18 protein-coding genes are annotated in these 17,721 nt (G+C 64.6%); 8 read left to right on the top strand and 10 right to left on the bottom strand.

Features of this window, described 5'->3' with window-relative positions; all coding sequences use genetic code 11:
* Positions 1-9: 9 nt before the first annotated feature.
* On the bottom strand, positions 10-927 hold the full coding sequence (gene ltnD, locus NLM15_RS13435; protein WP_254117470.1) for an L-threonate dehydrogenase: 918 nt from the start codon (positions 925-927) through the stop codon (positions 10-12).
* Positions 928-1,032: 105 nt separating this feature from the next.
* On the opposite strand from ltnD, the gene NLM15_RS13430 reads away from it, so the two are divergent.
* The gene (locus tag NLM15_RS13430; RefSeq protein WP_254117469.1) at positions 1,033-1,701 is read left to right on the top strand and encodes an aldolase; all 669 of its coding nucleotides are present in this window, start codon (positions 1,033-1,035) and stop codon (positions 1,699-1,701) included.
* A gap of 174 nt (positions 1,702-1,875) precedes the next feature.
* On the opposite strand, the gene NLM15_RS13425 is transcribed toward NLM15_RS13430, so the two are convergent.
* From NLM15_RS13425 to NLM15_RS13400, 6 genes are all read right to left on the bottom strand, one after another.
* On the bottom strand, positions 1,876-2,580 hold the full coding sequence (locus NLM15_RS13425) for an ABC transporter ATP-binding protein (protein ID WP_254117467.1): 705 nt from the start codon (positions 2,578-2,580) through the stop codon (positions 1,876-1,878).
* Positions 2,564-3,295 carry an ABC transporter ATP-binding protein gene (locus tag NLM15_RS13420; RefSeq protein ID WP_254117465.1) on the bottom strand — a complete coding sequence of 244 codons (732 nt, stop codon included), beginning with the start codon at positions 3,293-3,295 and terminating at the stop codon, positions 2,564-2,566. The genes NLM15_RS13425 and NLM15_RS13420 overlap by 17 nt, the downstream gene beginning before the upstream one ends.
* A complete protein-coding gene (locus tag NLM15_RS13415) occupies positions 3,292-4,275 on the bottom strand; it encodes a branched-chain amino acid ABC transporter permease (protein ID WP_254117463.1) in 984 nt (327 codons plus the stop codon). Before NLM15_RS13415 ends, NLM15_RS13420 begins: the two co-directional genes overlap by 4 nt.
* A complete protein-coding gene (locus NLM15_RS13410) occupies positions 4,275-5,153 on the bottom strand; it encodes a branched-chain amino acid ABC transporter permease (protein ID WP_256565433.1) in 879 nt (292 codons plus the stop codon). The genes NLM15_RS13415 and NLM15_RS13410 overlap by 1 nt, the downstream gene beginning before the upstream one ends.
* 166 nt (positions 5,154-5,319) lie before the next feature.
* Positions 5,320-6,564 (bottom strand): ABC transporter substrate-binding protein, encoded by a 1,245-nt coding sequence (locus tag NLM15_RS13405; protein ID WP_254117462.1) that lies wholly within the window; start codon positions 6,562-6,564, stop codon positions 5,320-5,322.
* Positions 6,565-6,653: 89 nt separating this feature from the next.
* Positions 6,654-7,469, bottom strand: coding sequence for a putative hydro-lyase (locus NLM15_RS13400; protein WP_254117461.1), 816 nt, complete (start codon positions 7,467-7,469; stop codon positions 6,654-6,656).
* 120 nt (positions 7,470-7,589) lie between these two features.
* On the opposite strand from NLM15_RS13400, the gene NLM15_RS13395 reads away from it, so the two are divergent.
* From NLM15_RS13395 to NLM15_RS13375, 5 genes are all read left to right on the top strand, one after another.
* Positions 7,590-8,507, top strand: a complete 918-nt coding sequence (locus NLM15_RS13395; RefSeq protein ID WP_254117459.1) for a LysR family transcriptional regulator — start codon at positions 7,590-7,592, stop codon at positions 8,505-8,507.
* A 32-nt stretch (positions 8,508-8,539) separates the two neighbouring features.
* The gene (locus NLM15_RS13390; RefSeq protein WP_254117457.1) at positions 8,540-9,790 is read left to right on the top strand and encodes a Zn-dependent hydrolase; all 1,251 of its coding nucleotides are present in this window, start codon (positions 8,540-8,542) and stop codon (positions 9,788-9,790) included.
* A 12-nt stretch (positions 9,791-9,802) separates the two neighbouring features.
* Positions 9,803-10,714 carry an NAD(P)-dependent oxidoreductase gene (locus tag NLM15_RS13385; RefSeq protein ID WP_254117455.1) on the top strand — a complete coding sequence of 304 codons (912 nt, stop codon included), beginning with the start codon at positions 9,803-9,805 and terminating at the stop codon, positions 10,712-10,714.
* Between the two features lie 11 nt (positions 10,715-10,725).
* Entirely contained in the window at positions 10,726-11,799 is a 1,074-nt protein-coding gene (locus NLM15_RS13380; RefSeq protein ID WP_254117453.1) for a malate/lactate/ureidoglycolate dehydrogenase, read from the top strand.
* Positions 11,800-11,992: 193 nt separating this feature from the next.
* The gene (locus tag NLM15_RS13375) at positions 11,993-12,610 is read left to right on the top strand and encodes a suppressor of fused domain protein (RefSeq protein ID WP_254117451.1); all 618 of its coding nucleotides are present in this window, start codon (positions 11,993-11,995) and stop codon (positions 12,608-12,610) included.
* Between the two features lie 55 nt (positions 12,611-12,665).
* On the opposite strand, the gene NLM15_RS13370 is transcribed toward NLM15_RS13375, so the two are convergent.
* On the bottom strand, positions 12,666-13,739 hold the full coding sequence (locus tag NLM15_RS13370) for a tartrate dehydrogenase (RefSeq protein WP_014496906.1): 1,074 nt from the start codon (positions 13,737-13,739) through the stop codon (positions 12,666-12,668).
* A 161-nt stretch (positions 13,740-13,900) separates the two neighbouring features.
* Here NLM15_RS13370 and NLM15_RS13365 point away from each other — a divergent pair, with 161 nt between their 5' ends.
* A complete protein-coding gene (locus NLM15_RS13365) occupies positions 13,901-14,677 on the top strand; it encodes an SDR family oxidoreductase (protein WP_254117449.1) in 777 nt (258 codons plus the stop codon).
* A 125-nt stretch (positions 14,678-14,802) separates the two neighbouring features.
* A complete protein-coding gene (locus NLM15_RS13360) occupies positions 14,803-16,221 on the top strand; it encodes an amidase (RefSeq protein WP_254117447.1) in 1,419 nt (472 codons plus the stop codon).
* A 54-nt stretch (positions 16,222-16,275) separates the two neighbouring features.
* Here NLM15_RS13360 and NLM15_RS13355 read toward each other — a convergent pair whose 3' ends face one another.
* Together NLM15_RS13355 and NLM15_RS13350 are read right to left on the bottom strand one after the other, a co-directional pair.
* Entirely contained in the window at positions 16,276-16,488 is a 213-nt protein-coding gene (locus NLM15_RS13355; RefSeq protein WP_254117445.1) for a hypothetical protein, read from the bottom strand.
* Positions 16,489-16,610: 122 nt separating this feature from the next.
* A complete protein-coding gene (locus NLM15_RS13350) occupies positions 16,611-17,720 on the bottom strand; it encodes an amino acid ABC transporter permease (RefSeq protein WP_254117443.1) in 1,110 nt (369 codons plus the stop codon).
* Between the last annotated feature and the right edge of the window lies 1 nt (position 17,721).

The raw sequence follows: 17,721 nt of genomic DNA, 5'->3' as shown, positions 1-17,721 counted from the left end.
TCCTCTTGTCTACTTGTCGCCAGGCAGCTTCACGCCGGTGACCTGCGCATACATCCGCGCCACCGAAGCGTCGTCGTCACGGCCCATGCCGGCGGCGGCCGTCATCAGGAACATCTGGAGCGCTGCGGCGGAGACCGGCACCGGGAATCTGGCGCTACGCGCCATGTCCTGGATGATGCCGAGATCCTTGACGAAGATCTCGACCGCGCTGCGCGGCGTGTAATCGCCGTCGAGCACGTGCGGCATGCGGTTCTCGAACATCCAGGAATTGCCGGCGGAGGCCGTGATCACCTCATAGACCTTGCGGATGTCGAGGCCCTGCTTGGCGGCAAACGCCATCGCTTCGCTGGCGGCGGCGATATGCACGCCGGCGAGCAACTGGTTGATCATCTTGAAGGCGGCGCCCTGCCCTGCGGCATCGCCGAGCTCGTAGAGCTTTGCCGCCATGGCATCGAGCGCCGGCCGTGCCTTCGCAAAGGCAGCGGGACTGCCGGAGGCAAGGATCGTCAGCTCGCCCTGGGCTGCGCGCTGCGCGCCGCCGGAGATCGGCGCATCCAGATAGTGACGGCCGGTTGCCTCCAACTGTTTTGCGAGGCGACGGGCCACGTCGGGGTCCATGGTGGCGGAGGACAGGAAGACGCTGTCCTTCGGCAGGGTCTCGGCGACGCCGTCCTTGCCGAACAGGATGGTCTCGGTCTGCGCGGCATTGACGACGACGCTGACGACGATGTCGGCGCCCTTGGCCGCTTCCGCCGGCGTCCCGGCGCCGGCGCCGCCGTCCTTCACGAAGCGCGCCACCGCGTCAGCCGAGACGTCGCAGCCGGTCACGGCATGGCCGGCGCGCTTCAGCGAGGTCGCCATGCCATATCCCATCGAGCCGAGCCCGATGACCGCGATGCGCTGATTTTGTGACGTGGAGGCGGACATGCAACTGACCCTTGCGAACGTTTCCCGGACGGCCGCCCTTTGCGGCGGCTCGGCAAATCGAATAACACGGCTTGGCCGCGCTGCCAAAGCGTGAGACAAGCGGGCATGACGGCCATGAGCAACGAGACCCGGCTGCGTGAGGATATCTGCCGCTTCGGACGCTCTTTGTTCGAACGCGGGCTGACGCCGGGCTCCTCCGGCAATATCAGCGTCAGGCTGGATGGCGGCGGCTGGCTGGTGACGCCGACCAATGCCTCGCTCGGCTTCCTCGATCCCGCGAAACTGTCGCGGCTGGACGATCAGGGCCGGCTGGTTTCGGGTGATGCCCCGACCAAGGAAGTTCCGCTGCACACCGCGCTCTACGACACACGCGGGAGCGCACGGGCGATCGTGCATCTGCACTCCACCCACTCGGTCGCGCTTTCGATGCTGCCCGAGATCGACCCGCGCGCGGCGCTGCCGCCGATGACGGCCTATTATCTGATGAAATGCGGCGCCACCGCGCTCGTGCCCTATTACCGCCCCGGCGATCCCGCGGTCGCGGATGCGATCAAGGGACTGGCGGGCAAATATTCATCCGTGCTGCTCGCCAATCACGGCCCGGTGGTTGCGGGCGACTCGCTGGAAGCCGCGGTATTCGCGACGGAGGAGCTGGAGGAAACGGCGAAGCTGTATCTGCTGCTGCGCGGGATGAACCCACGCTATCTGTCACCGGAGCAAGTGGCGGATCTGGTGAAGGTGTTCGGGGTGGCACTGCCGGAGCATGGGCATTAGCGTCGTGCAGATCTGGGCGGACTGACGCTGCCTCACCCACCGCTGTCATTCCCCGCGAAGACGGGGAATCCAGTACTCCGCGGCTTCTCCGCATGCCTCTGACGTCTCTGGAATACTGGATCGCCCGATCAAGTCGGGCGATGACACCGAGTATGTTGCGCGAGCACTCCTTCGCTACAGCCCCAGATACGCCTTCCGCACATCCGGATTGCCCTTGATCTCCGCCGACGGCCCCTGCATCAGCACGCGGCCGGTCTGCAGGATGTAGGCGCGGTCGGCGATCTCCAGGCACTCGGCCATGCGCTGCTCGACGATCAGGACGGTCATGCCGGAGTCACGGATGAGCTTGACCGCCTGGAAAATCTCGTCGACGAGCTTTGGCATGATGCCCTGCGAGGGCTCGTCCAGCATCAACAGCCGCGGGCGCGTCATCAGCGCGCGGCCGATGGCGAGCATCTGCTGCTCACCGCCGGACAGCGTCTCGGCGCGCTGCTCAAGCCGTTCGGACAGGCGCGGAAACAGCTTGAAGACGAGATCGAGCGGTTCTTCGCGGTTCGCCTCGCCGCGGTAGAGGTAGCTGCCGAGGCGAAGATTGTCGCGCACCGACAGGCGCGGGAACAGGCGGCGGTTCTCCGGCACATAAGCGATGCCGGTGGCGGTGATGTGATGCTGCGCCATGCCGTCGAGGCGCTTGCCGTCGAAGGTCACGGTGCCCGAGCGCGGGCGCTCGGCACCGGCGATGGATTTCAGCAGCGTCGACTTGCCCGCACCGTTGGCGCCGGCGACGCAGACGATCTCGCCCTTCTGAACTTCGATCGAGACCGCCGAGATCGCGACCAGGCCCTGATAGGCGGTCGTGACTTCATGCACCGACAGCATGACGATCTCCCAGATATGCCTTGATCACCTTGGGATCGCGGACGACGTCAGAGGGCTTGCCCTCGACCAGAACCTTGCCGAGGTCGAGCACGATGGCACGATCGACCAGCGGCATCACGATCTCCATGACGTGCTCGACCATCAAGACGGTGATGCCGGCATCGCGCACCTTGCGCACCAGCGCCACGCCGGTCTGCGCCTCGGTCGGCGTGAGGCCGGTGAGGACTTCGTCGAGCAGTAGCAGTTTCGGCTCGGTCGCGAGCGCACGCGCGACTTCGAGACGGCGCTTTTCGGCCGGCACCAGGTCGCTTGCGAGCACGTCGGCGCGGGCGGCTAGGCCGGTGAACTCCAGCACGTCATGCGCCTTGCGGCGGGCCTCGCGCATGACCGTGTTGCGCACCAGCGCACCGACGATGACGTTGTCGATGACTGTCATGGTCTCGAAACTCTTGACCACCTGGAAGGTGCGGCCGACGCCGCGCTGGCAACGCGCGGCCGCCGGCATGCGGGTGACATCCTCGCGGTCGAACCAGATCGAGCCTTGCGTCGGCGGCAGCACGCCGGCGATGAGATTGAACAGCGTCGACTTGCCGGCGCCGTTGGGGCCGATCAGGCCGACGATCTCGCCGCGGCCGACCGAGATCGAGACGTCACTGTTGGCGACGAGGCCGCCGAACCGCTGCCAGACGCCGCGGGTCTCAAGGAGTGCGGTCATCGCGTGGCTCCCGTCTTCTTCGGGCGTGAAAACAGGCTCAACAGCCCTCGCGGCAACGCCAGCGAGATCAGGACGATCAGCGTGCCGTAGACAATGAGGTCGACACCGCGCCCCGAGCCGCCGAACTTGAAGCGCGTGAGCTCAGTCAGCGGGATCAGAATCGCGGCACCAAGCACCGGCCCCCACAGGGTGCCTATACCGCCGAGCACGGCGGGCAGCGCCATCAGCAACGAAAACTGAAAGCCCATGACGCTTTCGGGATCGATGTAGGAGACGAACTGGGCGTAAAAGCTGCCGCCGACGGCAACCAGGAAGGCGGAGACCGCGGCCGCGCCCATCTTGGAATTGAACACGTCGACGCCGAGGCTCTCGGCTGCGTCCGGATTGTCCTTGACCGCACGCCACCAGAAGCCCCATTTGGAATCTTCCAGCCACCAGGTGACGAACCAGGCAATGCAGCACAGCGCCAGCGCGAAATAGAAGTATGGCAGCTTGGTGCGCAGGAACTGGAATTTCAGCCAGCTGTCGCCGCGGATTGGAATGGTGATGCCCATCGCGGCGCCGGCCCATTCCCAGTTGTGGAACAGAAGCAACCCAATCTCGGCGATGACGATGGTCGCGATCACGAAGTAATGGCCACGCAGCCGGAAGAAGGGATAACCGAGCCCCATCGCGATCAGCGCCGACACCACGCCGCCCGCCAGCATGCCGAACCAGGGCAGCACGCCGAACTTCGTGAAGAGCAGCTCGGTGGTGTAGGCCCCGAGACCGAAATAGAGCGCGTGCCCGAGCGAGATCTGCCCGCAATAGCCGGACAGGATGTTCCAGCTCTGTGACAACCCCGCATACATCAGCGTCAGGATCAGGATGTTCTGCACGACCACGTCCTTCACGAACAATGGCGTCAGCGCGGCAATCGCGGCGAGCACCGCGGCGATGATGAGGTCGCGGCGGCGCCGCGCGGCAAATTCCTTGTCCATCACATCGATCCGAACAGGCCGCGCGGCCGAATGAAGACGACGAGGAGATAGACGGCGTAGATGCCGACCGATTTCAGCGACGGCGGCAGCACCAGCGCGGTCGTGGCCTCGACGAGACCGACGATGATGCCACCGGCGAAGGCGCCGAACACGCTGCCGAAGCCGCCGAGCGCCACCGTGACATAGGCGATCAGGGCGAAGGACGCGCCGACGTCGGGATAGATGTAGAAGAACACCGCCATGATCGCGCCGGCGAGACCGACCAGCGCGGCGCCGAGGCCCCAGCCGAACGCGAACACGCGGTTCTTGTCGATTCCGACGAGCGCGACCGCGCCGGGATCTTCACGGGTGGCTTCCAGCGCGCGGCCGAAATCGGTGCGGTGGATGAAGAAATAGAGACCGGCGAAGGCGAGAATCGAAACCAGTGCGCCGATCAGCTGCGGCTCCGGCAGGAAGATGCCGCCGATCGAAATGGTTTTGCCGCCGAGCCATGACTGCGGAATGCTGCGGTAGTCCGGCGTGAAGAAGAACTGCGCGAGGCCCCGCATCACGATGGCCAGGCCAAAGGTGGTGAAGATCTGCACCATGCCGGCATTGGCCTTGGCCCGCATGGCGAAGCGTACAAGCAGCAGATAGACCACCGCTCCGAAGATGAAGAGCGCCGCAGCGACCAGCGGCGCGGACAGCAAGGGGTCGATGGCGAAGAACGCGAACAGGAAGAAGGACAGGTACATCGCGATCATCAGGAACTCGCCATGAGCGAAGTTCGTGACGTCCATCAGGCCGAAGATCAGCGCGAGGCCGACGGCGATCAGTCCGTAGAGCAGGCCCATGAGCAGGCCGCTCGCGAGACTCTGGATAATGGCTTGGGCTGTCAACTCTGGTCCCCCGTTCGAAACGTCATCGTCTGCTCCGTCATTGCGAGCGAAGCGAAGCAATCCAGGATGCCTCTGCGGCAATAGTCTGGATTGCTTCGTCGCTTCGCTCCTCGCAATGACGAGGCTCGTGCGACGATCTCGATTTGCTCCGCTGCCCCCGCAGCGCTTACTTCATCGGCCAGGTCGCTTCGGCGATCGCGGCCTGCGGCGGGAAGATGGTGACGAACTTGCCGCCGATATATTGCAGCAGCACCGGGTCGGCGTCGTTGTTCTGGCCGGCCTCGTCGAACTTGACGCGCTTCCAGGGCATGATGGTCTGCTCGCCCGGAATGTCGGTCGCGGCCAGTGCATCGCGGATCTTCTCGCCGTCGGCCGACTTGGCGCGGTTGATGGCATCGGCCAGGATGATCAGGCCCATGAACTGGCGCGAGGTGAGGTCGTTGAAATCCTTGCCCGAGCGCGCCTTGAACATTTCGTTGATCTTGCCGACCATGGGGCGCTTCTGCGCGAGATCGAGCGAGAAGGTACCGCGCGAGATCACGCCTTCGAGCTTGTCGCCGACGGCATCATAGAGCGCCTTTTCCGAGAAGCCGGCGTCCTGCGCCACGATCGCGTTCGGCTTATAGCCGAGCTCGGCCATGGTCTTGACCAGGAGGATGCCGTCCGTGGTGTAGCTCGAGGGCATCAGCACGTCGGCGTTCGCTGTCTTGAGCTGCTGCACTTCGGCCGAGAGCGAAGGCGAGTTGGCGCGGTATTTGATGTCGGTGACGATCTTGTAGCCGCGCTCGCCGGCGATCTTGGCCTGGGCGTTGCCGGAATCGGTGCCGAAGATGGTGTCCTCGTGGAACAGCGACAGCGTCTCGATCTTGGTGCCCTTCTTCTTCATGGCGTCGAAGAAGTCGAACATCGCGGCCGAGTACATTTCGTCATGTGGAGAAGCGCGGAAGTAATATTTGAGGCCGCGGCGATGCAGGCTCGGCGAGGAGTTGTCGGCGGAGACGAACGGGATCTGGTAGCGTTCGCAGATCTGGCTGACGGTGACGGCGACCGCGCTCTGGTAGGTGCCGATGATGGCGGAGACCTTCTCCTGCGTGATCAGGCGCTCGGCTTCGGCGCGGCCCTTCTGCGGATCGGCCTGGTGGTCGGCGAACACGAGACGCACCTTGGCGCCGCCGAGGCCCGGCAGGCCCTCGCCCTTCGCCAGCGGCAGGTCGAAATCGGTGTCCTTGTTGATGACCTCGAGCGCGGTCTCATAGGCCTTCTGCGCGTCGACGCCCTGCTGCGCGCTGCCGCCGGAGAACGGATAGATGACGCCGATCACGACTTCCGAGGTCTGGGCGCGTGCAGCGAGCGGCACCAGCGCGGCAGCGGCGGTGGCTCCAAGCAGCACATCGCGGCGAGAGATCGTCATGGCAAAGTCCCCTGTTACTGAATTTCGGCTGATCGAATGAAGCGATTGATGGATGCGGTAAAGCCCGAAGAAGCAGCAAACGCTGCCTACTAAATCACGGCCATGGTTCTGTTCTTCAGATCCGTCACCAGCATCAGGCCGGGCGAATGCGTGATCGCGAACGGCAGCCTGGCGGCGTTGATCACCGATTGCGGCGTCACGCCGCAGGCCCAGAACACGGGGATCTCGTCATCGGCGACGGGCACGGGATCGCCGTAGTCCGGCTTGGCGAGATCCTTGATGCCGATCAGGTGCGGATGACCGAGATGCACGGGCGCACCGTGCACGGCGGGATAACGCGAGGTGATCTGCACCGCGCGAATTGCATCCGCTGGCTTGAACGGGCGCATCGACACCACCATGGGACCGGCGAACGGACCGGCCTCGCCGCAGGCGATGTTGGTGCGGTACATCGGCACGCGTACGTTCTGCTCGATGTGACGGATCGGCATGCCTTCGTCGAGCAACGCCTCCTCGAACGAGAACGAGCAGCCGAGCACGAAGGTGACGAGATCGTCGCGCCAATGCCCGGTCACGTCGGTCGGCTCGTCGACCACCTCGCCGTCGCGCCAGACGCGGTAGCGCGGCACGTCGGTGCGGATGTCGAGATCGGCGCCGAGTGCAGGGATGTATGGGCTGCCGACATCGGACATGCCGATGATCGGGCACGGCTTCGGATTGAGCTGGCAGAAGCGGTGAAAGGCGCTGGCATATTCGGCCGGCAGGATAGCCAGATTGCCCTGGACGAAGCCGGGAGCAACGCCGGCGGTGGATCCGACCTGGCCGGCGCGATAGGCGAGCCGTGCCTGGCGGCTCGGGAGGGTGTCGGATGTCTCAGTTTGCTGCGCTGCCACTAAAACAGTCATTTGATCGACCTGCCTATGAACTCGACAAGCACAGCCAACATCAAGCATACTATAAAGTCTAATCGTCCTTTCTAATCGATATCGATAAACCTGTTTTATCGATCGGGAAAATCCCTTCCAATGCTGGACTTCAGGTCGATCGAAACTTTCCTTTGGGTCGTGAAGCTCGGCAGCTTTCGCGGCGCCGCAGCACGGCTCAACACCACCCAGCCGGCGATCTCCCAGCGCATCGCCCAGCTCGAGCGCGAGATGGGCGTGAAGCTCCTGAACCGGGATCATCGCGTGGCTTCGCCGACGCCGAGCGGCCGGCAGATGATGGTCTATGCCGAGAAGCTGATCGGCCTCCGCGCTGCGATGATGGCGGAGATCGGCGACCGCTCCGCCATGCGCGGCGTGATGCGTCTCGGCGTCGCCGAAACCATCGTGCACACCTGGCTGCCACGGCTGGTGAAGAGCATGAACGAGGTCTATCCGAACCTGTCGCTGGAGATCGAGGTCGATATCACGCCGAACCTCACCGCGCGCCTGCTCGCGCAGGAGATCGAGCTTGCCTTCGTGGTGGGACCGCTGTCGGCCTCGGGCGTGCACAATCGCGTCCTCGCGGATTATCCGATCGGATTTCTCGCAAGCCCCTCACTCGGGCTCGGCAAGGGCCCGGTGACGCCGGCGGAGCTCGCGCGGTTTCCGATCATCACCTTCCCGCGTAAGACCAAGCCTTACGAGGTCGTGCGCGAGGTGTTTGACCGGCCGGAGCTGCCGCCGATCCGGCTGCATGCGTCCGCATCGCTTGCGACCGTCATCCACATGGCGGTCGAGGGGCTCGGCATCGCCGTGATCCCCGACGCCATCGTCGAGAACGAACTTGCCGACGGGCGACTGCAATTGCTCGACACCGACCTCGCGATCGCCCCCCTCACCTTCACTGCAAGCTGGCTCGCCTCGCCAGATGTCGTGGCGATCGAGCGCGTCGCCGAGCTTGCAAGGCAGATTGCGCAGAGCAGCCTCGCGGTTGACGAGGCCGCGCCGGCGCGTCATTGAAAAAGGCGCCGGACAAAAGAGAGAACGACCGCATGAGCCGAGCCGCCACGAACCTGCAAATCGATTCCGCCCGCCTCTGGGGCTCCATCCACGAGACCGCGCAGTTCGGCGGGACAGCCAAGGGCGGCGTGCGGCGGCTGACGCTCAGCAGCGAAGACAAGCAGGTGCGCGACTGGTTCCGCAAGGCGTGCGAGGATGCCGGCCTCGAGGTGCACACCGATGCGCTCGGCTCACAGTTCGGCCTGCGCAAGGGCCGCGACATGTCGAAGCTCCCCGTCGGCATCGGCTCGCATCTCGACACCCAGCCGACCGGCGGCAAGTATGACGGCATTCTGGGCACGCTCGGCGCGCTCGAAGTGATCCGCACGCTGAACGACGCCGGCATCGAGACGGACGCGCCGATCTGCGTCGTCAACTGGACCAACGAGGAAGGTTCGCGTTTCGCGCCGGCGATGATGGCCTCCGCCGCCTACGTCGGCGATTTCACCACCGACGACATCCTTTCGCGCAAGGACGTCGAGGGCACGTCCGTCGGCCAGGCATTGGACAGCATCGGCTATCGCGGCGACAAGCCGGTCGGCTTTCAGAAGCTTGGCTGCTTCGTCGAGCTGCACATCGAGCAGGGCCCAATTCTCGAAGCCGAAGGTAAGACCATCGGCGTGGTCGATTCCGGCCAGGGCGTGCTCTGGTACGACGGCAAGATTTCCGGCTTCGAGAGCCATGCGGGATCGACGCCGATGCCGCTGCGGCGCGATGCCCTCGCGACGCTCTCGGAAATCGTGCTGGCGATGGAGGCCATTGCGAAGAAGCACGGGCCGAAGGCGGTCGGCACCATCGGCGAGGCCGTGATCGCCAATCCCTCCCGCAACGTCATTCCCGGCGAGATCGCCTTCACTATGGATTGCCGCAGCGCCGATGGCGCGATCATGGATGCGCTCGATCGCGACCTGCGCGCCGCCATCGCCGAGATCGCAACGCGCCGCAAGGTCGACGTGAAGATCGACCTCGTCTGGCGCAAGCCGCCGACGCATTTCGATCCCAAGCTCATTGCAGCCGTTGAGAACGCGGCCAAGACGCTTGGCTATTCCTCTCGCCGCATCACCTCCGGCGCCGGACACGACGCCTGCAACCTCAACACAATCATGCCGGCGGCGATGGTGTTCGTGCCATGCAAGGACGGCATCAGCCACAACGAGCTGGAGGATGCCACGCAGCCCGACTGCGCGGCGGGCACCAACGTGCTGATGCATACCGTGCTGGCGATCGCCGGCGTCGCGTCCTGACCGGAGAGAACCATGCGCGGAGTTTTCGTCGACGCCAACGAAGCCCTCGCCGTGATCATGGAGCGGCTGGAAAAGCCTGATGATCCCAAGGTGCGGATCCACAGGGATCCCGATATCAAGCCCGAGCAATATCCTGAGATCCTCGACGGCGCCGAGATCGCGATCGTCGATCATACCGCGCTGCCGACCGAGGTCGCGAAGAAGTGCGCCGGCCTCAAGCATGTGGTGTTCCTCGGCACCGGCGCGCGCAGCTACATGAATCCGGAAGAGCTGGCCGAGCTCGGCATCTCCGTGCATCTGATCAAGGGTTATGGCGACACCGCCGTCGCTGAATCCGCGATCGCGCTGATGTGGGCCTCGGCCCGCGTCATCGCCATGATGGACCGCGAGATGCGCGCCGGCAGCTGGCTGCGCGAGGACGGCATGCAGCTCACGGGCAAGACGCTCGGCCTGATCGGCTTCGGCGGCATCGCCGCGGAAGTCGCTCGCATCGCGGTTGGCTCAGGCATGAAGGTGATTGCCTGGAACCGCTCGCCGAAGACTCACCCCGGCGTCGAGTTCACCGATCTCGACACGTTGCTGGCGAGAAGCGACGTCGTGTCGCTGCACCTGCTGCTCAACGACGAGACGCGGGGCATGATCACGCGCGAGAAGATTTTTGCGATGAAGCCTGGTGTCATCCTGATCAATACCGCGCGCGCCGCGGTTGTCGACGAGCAGGCGATGATCGACGCGCTGAAGTCGGGCCACATCCGCCATGCCGGCCTCGACGTCTTCAACATCGAGCCGCTGCCGGCGGATCATCCGCTGACGAAGATTCCGAACGTGACGCTGTCGGCGCATTCGGCATTCCGCACGCCGGAGGCCAGCGAGAACCTGATTGAAGCGGCGTGGGTCCACTGCCGCCGGATCGTGAAAGGATAAGAGCAACACCAATGGCCGACTATCGCACCATCAAGGCAGAGCCGCTCACCAGCGCCATCCGCGCCATCGTCAAGGCCGGCGGCTCCTCGGACCGCGAGGCCGAACTCGTGTCGACCAATCTCGTCGAGGCCAATCTCAAGGGACACGACTCCCACGGCGTCGGCATGATCCCGCGCTATGTCCAGAGCGTCGTCAACGGCGGCCTCGCCGTGAACGCGCACGTCAAGACCGTGCTCGACACTGGTCCGCTTCTCACCCTCGACGGCCTCACCGGCTACGGCCAGGTGATCGGCCATGAAGCGATGGAGCTGGCGGCAGAGCGCGCCAAGAAAAACGGCGTGTGCCTCGTCGGCCTTTCCAACTCGCACCATATCGGCCGCATCGGCCACTGGGCCGAGCAGTGCATCGACCACGGGCTGGTCTCGATCCACTTCGTCAACGTGATCTCGCGCCCGATCGTGGCGCCCTGGGGTGGCAGCGATGCGCGCCACGGCACCAACCCGTTCTGCGTCGGCATCCCGCGCAGGGGGAAAGAGCCGATCGTGCTCGACTTCGCCACCAGCAGGATCGCGCAGGGCAAGACCCGCGTCGCCCACAACAAGGGCGTCGAACTCGAGCCCGGCACCATCATCGACAACGAAGGCAAGCCCACCGTCAATCCGCGCTACACCGTGATCCCGCCGCACGGCGCCATCCTGCCGTTCGGCGAGCACAAGGGTTCGGGGCTCGCGCTGGTGTGCGAAATCCTCGGCGGCGCGCTCTCGGGCGGGCAGGTGGTCAAGGGGCCGTCCGACGGCAAGTACAACGTGCTCAACGGCATGCTCTCGATCGTCATCGATCCGAACAAGCTCGGCACCGGCGAGAACCTCGCGAGCGAAGTCGAGAGCTTCGTCGCCTGGCACACCGGCTCTACTCCCGGCCCCGGCGTGGAGAAGGTGAAGATCGCCGGCGAGCCCGAGCGCGAGACCAAGAAGAAGCGCCTCGCCGAAGGCATTCCTGTCGATCCGACCACCTGGCAGGAGATTCTCGAGGCCGGGAAGAAGTTCGGGCTGGATCAGGCCGCGATCGAGAAGATCGTCGGCTGATCGGGCGCGAAGCCCATCGCTCGGGTTAGTCCCCGGCCGAATGAACAATTGCGCACTGACGCCTGGACCAAGGCGAAGCATCGCCGCACTCGTCGAGCGGATTTGAACCGGCCCGCGTTGTCTTACGACAACGCGGAGATCCCGGCTCACATCTGCCCCCGAGGTTTACATGCTCTCCCGTCTTACAAAATTCATGACCGGCTCAAACAGCCCGTCACCTGCGGCCGACTTCTACCGGCAACGGCTCGCCATCTATGAAAACGAGCTGGACGAGCCCGAATACAGCTTCACGGACAGCGCCGAGCGGCGCATCGATATCCACGCCTTCGGCCGCGATTTCGTGCCGGTGTGCCGGGAGGGCTCTGACGAAGGCTATGTGCTTCTGACCAACGGCATGAGCGAGCAGCGGATGCCGGGAGTGCATGGTGACGCGAAGCCGCGCGCCGAACTGATGTGGTACGTCCGTGAGCCAACGCCGGAGATCTGCGACAATCTGCGCTGGCTCGCCAATCTGCCGTTCATCGACTCCGCCTGGTTCGGCTTCGGCCACCGGGTGGCGTTGCCGAGACCGCCGGTCGCAGGAACGGAGTTCCAGACATTCCTGTTTCTCACGCCGATCATCGGCCCGGATAAGCAGATCGCCGAGGCGCTCGAGATTGCCGGTGATCCAGTGGAGATCCTGACCGTGAACCTGATCTCACGCCAGGAACTTGGGCTGATCAAAACCAGGGGACTCGATCCGTTCCTCGATCTGCTTGATGAGAACGATTATCCGCCGATCTTCGATCCGGCGCGGAAGTCTTATGTTTAGTCGTAGGGTGGGTTACGCCTTCGGCTAACCCACCCTACGCAATTTTCGCCCCGCCTCAGTCCACCATATCCGCGACCGCCTTGCCGCAGGCCGTCGTGTCGGCGTTGCCACCGAGGTCCTTGGTGCGCAGCGTGCGCTCTGCCAGCGTGCGCTCGATCGCGTCGACGATCGATTTGCCGGCGACCTTCTCGCCGAGATGCTCGAGCATCATCGCGCCCGACCAGATCGCGCCGATCGGATTCGCAATGCCCTGCCCCGCGATGTCGGGCGCCGAGCCGTGCACGGGCTCGAACACCGAGGGGAAATCGCCCTCGGGATTGATGTTGCCTGACGGCGCGATGCCGATGGTGCCGGTGCAGGCCGGGCCGAGATCGGACAAGATGTCGCCGAACAGATTGGAGCCGACCACGACGTCGAACCAGTCCGGATGCAGCACGAAGTTCGCCGTCAGAATGTCGATGTGGTACTTGTCCCACTTCACGCCAGGAAATTTCTTGGCCATCGCCTCCACCCGCTCGTCCCAATAGGGCATGGTGATGGAGATGCCGTTGGATTTCGTCGCCGAGGTCAGGTGCTTCTTCGGCCGCGACTGCGCGAGCTCGAAGGCGAACTTCAGGATGCGGTCGACGCCGGTGCGGGTCATCACCGTCTGCTGGGTGACGAATTCGCGGTCGGTGTCCGGGAACATGCGGCCGCCGACGGAGGAATACTCGCCTTCCGTGTTCTCGCGCACCACCCAGAAATCGATGTCGCCGGGCTTGCGGTTCGCCAGCGGAGACGGCACGCCGGGCATCAGCCGCACCGGACGCAGGTTCACATATTGGTCGAACTCGCGGCGGAATTTGATGAGCGAGCCCCACAGCGAGACGTGATCCGGAATCTTGGCCGGCCAGCCGACCGCGCCGAAATAGATCGCGTCGTGCTTGCCGATCTTTTCCTTCCAGTCATCCGGCATCATCTGACCGTGCTTCTCGTAATAGTCCCAGGACGAGAAGTCGAAATGGTCGAAATGCAGGGACACGCCGTGCTTCTTCGCCGCCGCCTCCAAAACGCGCAGGCCTTCCGGCATCACTTCCTTGCCGATGCCATCGCCGGGAATGACCGCGATCCGGTATTGCTTCTTGCTCATCGATAACGTCCTTGGTTGGTCCGGCAGCCGCCGCCTTTTTGACCGCACTGCAATGAACCAAACTCGGCGGCAGTGCAACGCTGCACTGCAATGTTGACCATGGCGCGGCCAAGCGCCTACTGGTTTGATCCTTCCTTGTTCCTCTCCTGCGAGTACCCCTCATGGATCTGCATCTGCGTGGCAAGCGCGTCCTGATCACGGGCGCGTCTAAGGGCATTGGCGCAGCCGCCGCCGAAGCGTTCGCCGAAGAAGGCGCAAACCTCCTGCTCGCCGCCCGCAGCGGCGACCAGCTCAAGGCGCTGGCCGATCGCTTGCGCTCGGCGCACCAGATCGATGCCGCGACGACCATCGTGGATCTGCGGAAGGCAGAGGACGTGGCGCGGCTCGCCAGGGAAGCCGCCGATATCGACGTGCTCGTCAACAACGCCGGCGACATCCCCGGCGGCTCGATCGACAAGATCGACGAGGCGACCTGGCGGCACGCCTGGGAATTGAAAGTGTTCGGCTACATCAACCTGACGCGGCAGATCTACGCGCAGATGAAGGCGAAGGGCGGCGGCGTCATCGTCAACGACATCGGTGCGGCCGGCGAGAAATTCGACGCCAACTACATCTGCGGCAGCGCCGGCAATGCCGCACTGATGGCCTTCACCCGCGCGCTCGGCGGCAAGAGCCTCGCCGACAACATCCGCGTGGTCGGCATCAACCCCGGCCCTGTCGGCACCGATCGCCACGTCACCCTGCTCAAGACGCGGGCCAAGCACCAGTTCGGCGACGAGAGCCGCTACAAGGAATTCCAGAAGAGCCTGCCGCTCGGCCGGCCTGCGCATGCGCGCGAGATCGGCGATCTCATGGCGTTCCTGGCATCGGATCGCGCCGGCTATACGACGGGCGTCATCTACACGGTGGATGGCGGCATCAGCGCGGGATGGGGTTAACTGCTTCAAAGTTTTTAGACACCGTCGTTCCGGGGCGATGCAAAGCATCGAACCCGGAACCTCGAGATTCCGGGTTCGCCCTTCGGGCGCCCCGGAATGACAATCAAGAGGTAGGAGTAAAATAATTGTCTCAAGACCTGATCTGCGAAACCGCATGCGCCGTCGTCGACAAGCTGCGCTCCGGCGATGTCTCGCCTCTGGAGCTTCTGGATGCGGTGGAGAAGCGCATCAGCGAGGTCGACGGCAAGGTCAACGCGCTGCCGACACTGTGCTTCGATCGTGCACGGACCAATGCGAAGGCGCTGATGCAGAAGCCCGCCGGCGCGCGCGGTCTGCTTGCCGGCCTGCCGGTGCCGATCAAGGATCTGACCGACGTCGCCGGCGTGCTGAACACCCAGGGCTCGCCGATCTTCAGGGACAACATCCCCTCGACGTCCGACCTCATGGTCGAGAACCTCGAAGGCAATGGCGCCGTCGTCTACGCCAAGTCGAACACGCCGGAATTCGGCGCCGGCGCCAACACCTTCAACGAAGTGTTCGGCGCGACCCTCAACCCCTGGGATACTTCGAAATCGGCCGCCGGCTCCTCCGGCGGCGCCGCCGTCGCGCTCGCCACCGGCATGGCCTGGCTGGCACAGGGATCGGACATGGGCGGCAGCTTGCGCAGCCCCGCGGCCTTCTGCGGCGTCGTCGGCATGCGGCCGAGCATCGGCCGCGTCGCGCATACCCCCAAATCCGCCATCGATCGCAATCTCGGCGTCGTCGGCCCGATGGCGCGCAACGTCGAGGATCTCGCGCTGCTGCTGGATGCCATGAGCGGCGACTATGCCGCCGACCCGCTGTCGCTGCCGGCGCCCGCGACCTCGTTCCTGTCGGCGGCACAGTCGGGCAAGAAGCCGAAGCGCATCGCCTATTCGCCCGATCTCGGCATCACGCCTGTTGATCCCGAAGTGAAGGCGATCACGCGCAAGGCGGCGGAACGCTTCGCGGAAGCCGGCGCCATCGTGGAAGAAGCGCATCCGGACTGGCGCGAGGCGCATGAGTGCTTCCACGTCCTGCGCGCGTTCGATTTCGCGATCACCAAGGCCAATCTGCTCCGCACCAAGCGCGATTTGCTCAAGCCGGAAGTGATCTGGAACATCGAGGAGGGCCTCAAGCTCACCGTCGAGCAGCTCGCGCGCGCCGAAGCCCAGCGCGTCGGCATGACCGCGCGCGCCGTCGCGTTCTTCGAGACATACGATCTGCTGCTGACGCCGACGACGATCGTGCCGCCCTTTCCGATCGAGCATCGCTATGTCGCCGAATGCGCCGGCAAGACGTTCGAGAACTACGTCGAATGGCTCGGCATCGTCTACGCGATCACGCTCGCCTGCTGCCCGTCGCTGTCGCTGCCCTGCGGCTTCACGGCCTCGGGCCTGCCGGTCGGCGTGCAGGTGGTCGGCGCGCCGCGCGCGGATGCGCAGGTGCTCGCGGGCGCGAAGGTGCTGGAGGATATTCTGGGCCTGCGCGGAACGACGCCGATCGATCCGAAGGTAAAGGCTTAATGCGGGCCGCGCCGGGGGACCGAGATTGTCCCCCAGTGCCAGCAACCTCGTGCCCTAGTCGTTCACCTTCGGGCCACCGTGATACTGGTGCGCGTCGTAGCCCGAATCCTCCGTCATAGCGGCGTGGGCCATGAAGCCCGGATGCGGCTGTGACATCCGGACGGTGGCTTCCGAAGCCATGGCTGGATGATGCACGACGCCGCGGGCGTCGGCGGCAGAGCAAAGCGCAACCAGAACGGCCGACGCGGCGAGAACAGATTTCATCATGATTTGACGTGCCTCGTATTGAAGCCCACCAGCACATAAGAGGTGGGCTTCGCAACGTAGGATTCCCAGTCTGAATCCGGGCTCTTGCTATAGGCGCGGAATAAACTTTCCGTAGGCCCGGATTACCTCACGGCGGAGTGAGCCTCGAGGCTCCGGCTGTAGCGCGACATCGCGAAGCAGAACATGAAATAGATCGCGGCGACGAAGATGTAGACTTCGACGGAGAACTGCTGCCAGGCGGGATCGATGATCGCCGTCTTCGCGGTCGTCAGCAGGTCGAAGATGCCGATGATCAGGACGAGGCTGGTGTCCTTGAAGAAGGCGATGAACGTGTTGACCAGCGGCGGGATCACGTGGCGGATCGCCTGCGGCAGGACGATCAGGCGATGCTTGCGCCAGTAGGACAGTCCCAGCGCATCGGCGGCCTCATATTGCCCGCGCGGCACGGCCTGGAGGCCGCCGCGGATGACTTCAGCCAGATAAGCGCCGGCGAACAGGATGATGGCGATCTGCGCGCGCAGCAGCTTGTCGATGTTGAATCCAGCGGGCATGAACAGCGGGAACATCACGCTCGCCATGAACAGCAGGCTGACCAGCGGCACGCCGCGGATCAGCTCGACATAGAGCACGCTGAGCGAGCGGATCGCCGGCAGTTTTGACCGCCGGCCGAGTGCAACGAGAATGCCGAGCGGGAAGCCGAAGGCCAAGCCGAACGTCGCCAGGATCAAAGTCACCGGCAGGCCGCCCCAGCGGTCCTGCGAGACGAAGGAGAGCCCGAACACACCACCCCACATCAGCACGCTGATCAGCGCCAGCGCACCGATCCAGAGATAGGCCAGTTCGCGCCGCCACAGGGCGCGGCGGGTAGAGAGATAGAACAGCGCAATGAACAGCACCACCGACAGCGCCGGCCGCCACTGCTCGTCGAACGGATAGGTGCCGAACAGGATGAAGCGGTATTTTTCCGGGATGATCGCCCAGCAGGCGCCGATGCCGCGCACCGCACGGCAAGCGCTGGAATCGTTTGCCGGCGTGAGCCAGACCGCGTTCGCGATGCCCCACTGTACGAAGCTGAAGATGCCCTTGGCGAGCACCGCAAGCAGCACGACCGAGAGAATGCCGTTCGGGATCGACGAGAACAGGTTGGTGCGCAGCCAGCGCAGCACCGGATTGCCGACTTGCGGTCGGCGGGCGGCGCGCGGTGCGTCCGGGATGTCGGTGATCGCGGTCATG

Source organism: Bradyrhizobium sp. CCGB20, assembly GCF_024199855.1.
GTDB lineage: Bacteria > Pseudomonadota > Alphaproteobacteria > Rhizobiales > Xanthobacteraceae > Bradyrhizobium.
This window is presented reverse-complemented; position numbering and strand designations above follow the sequence as displayed.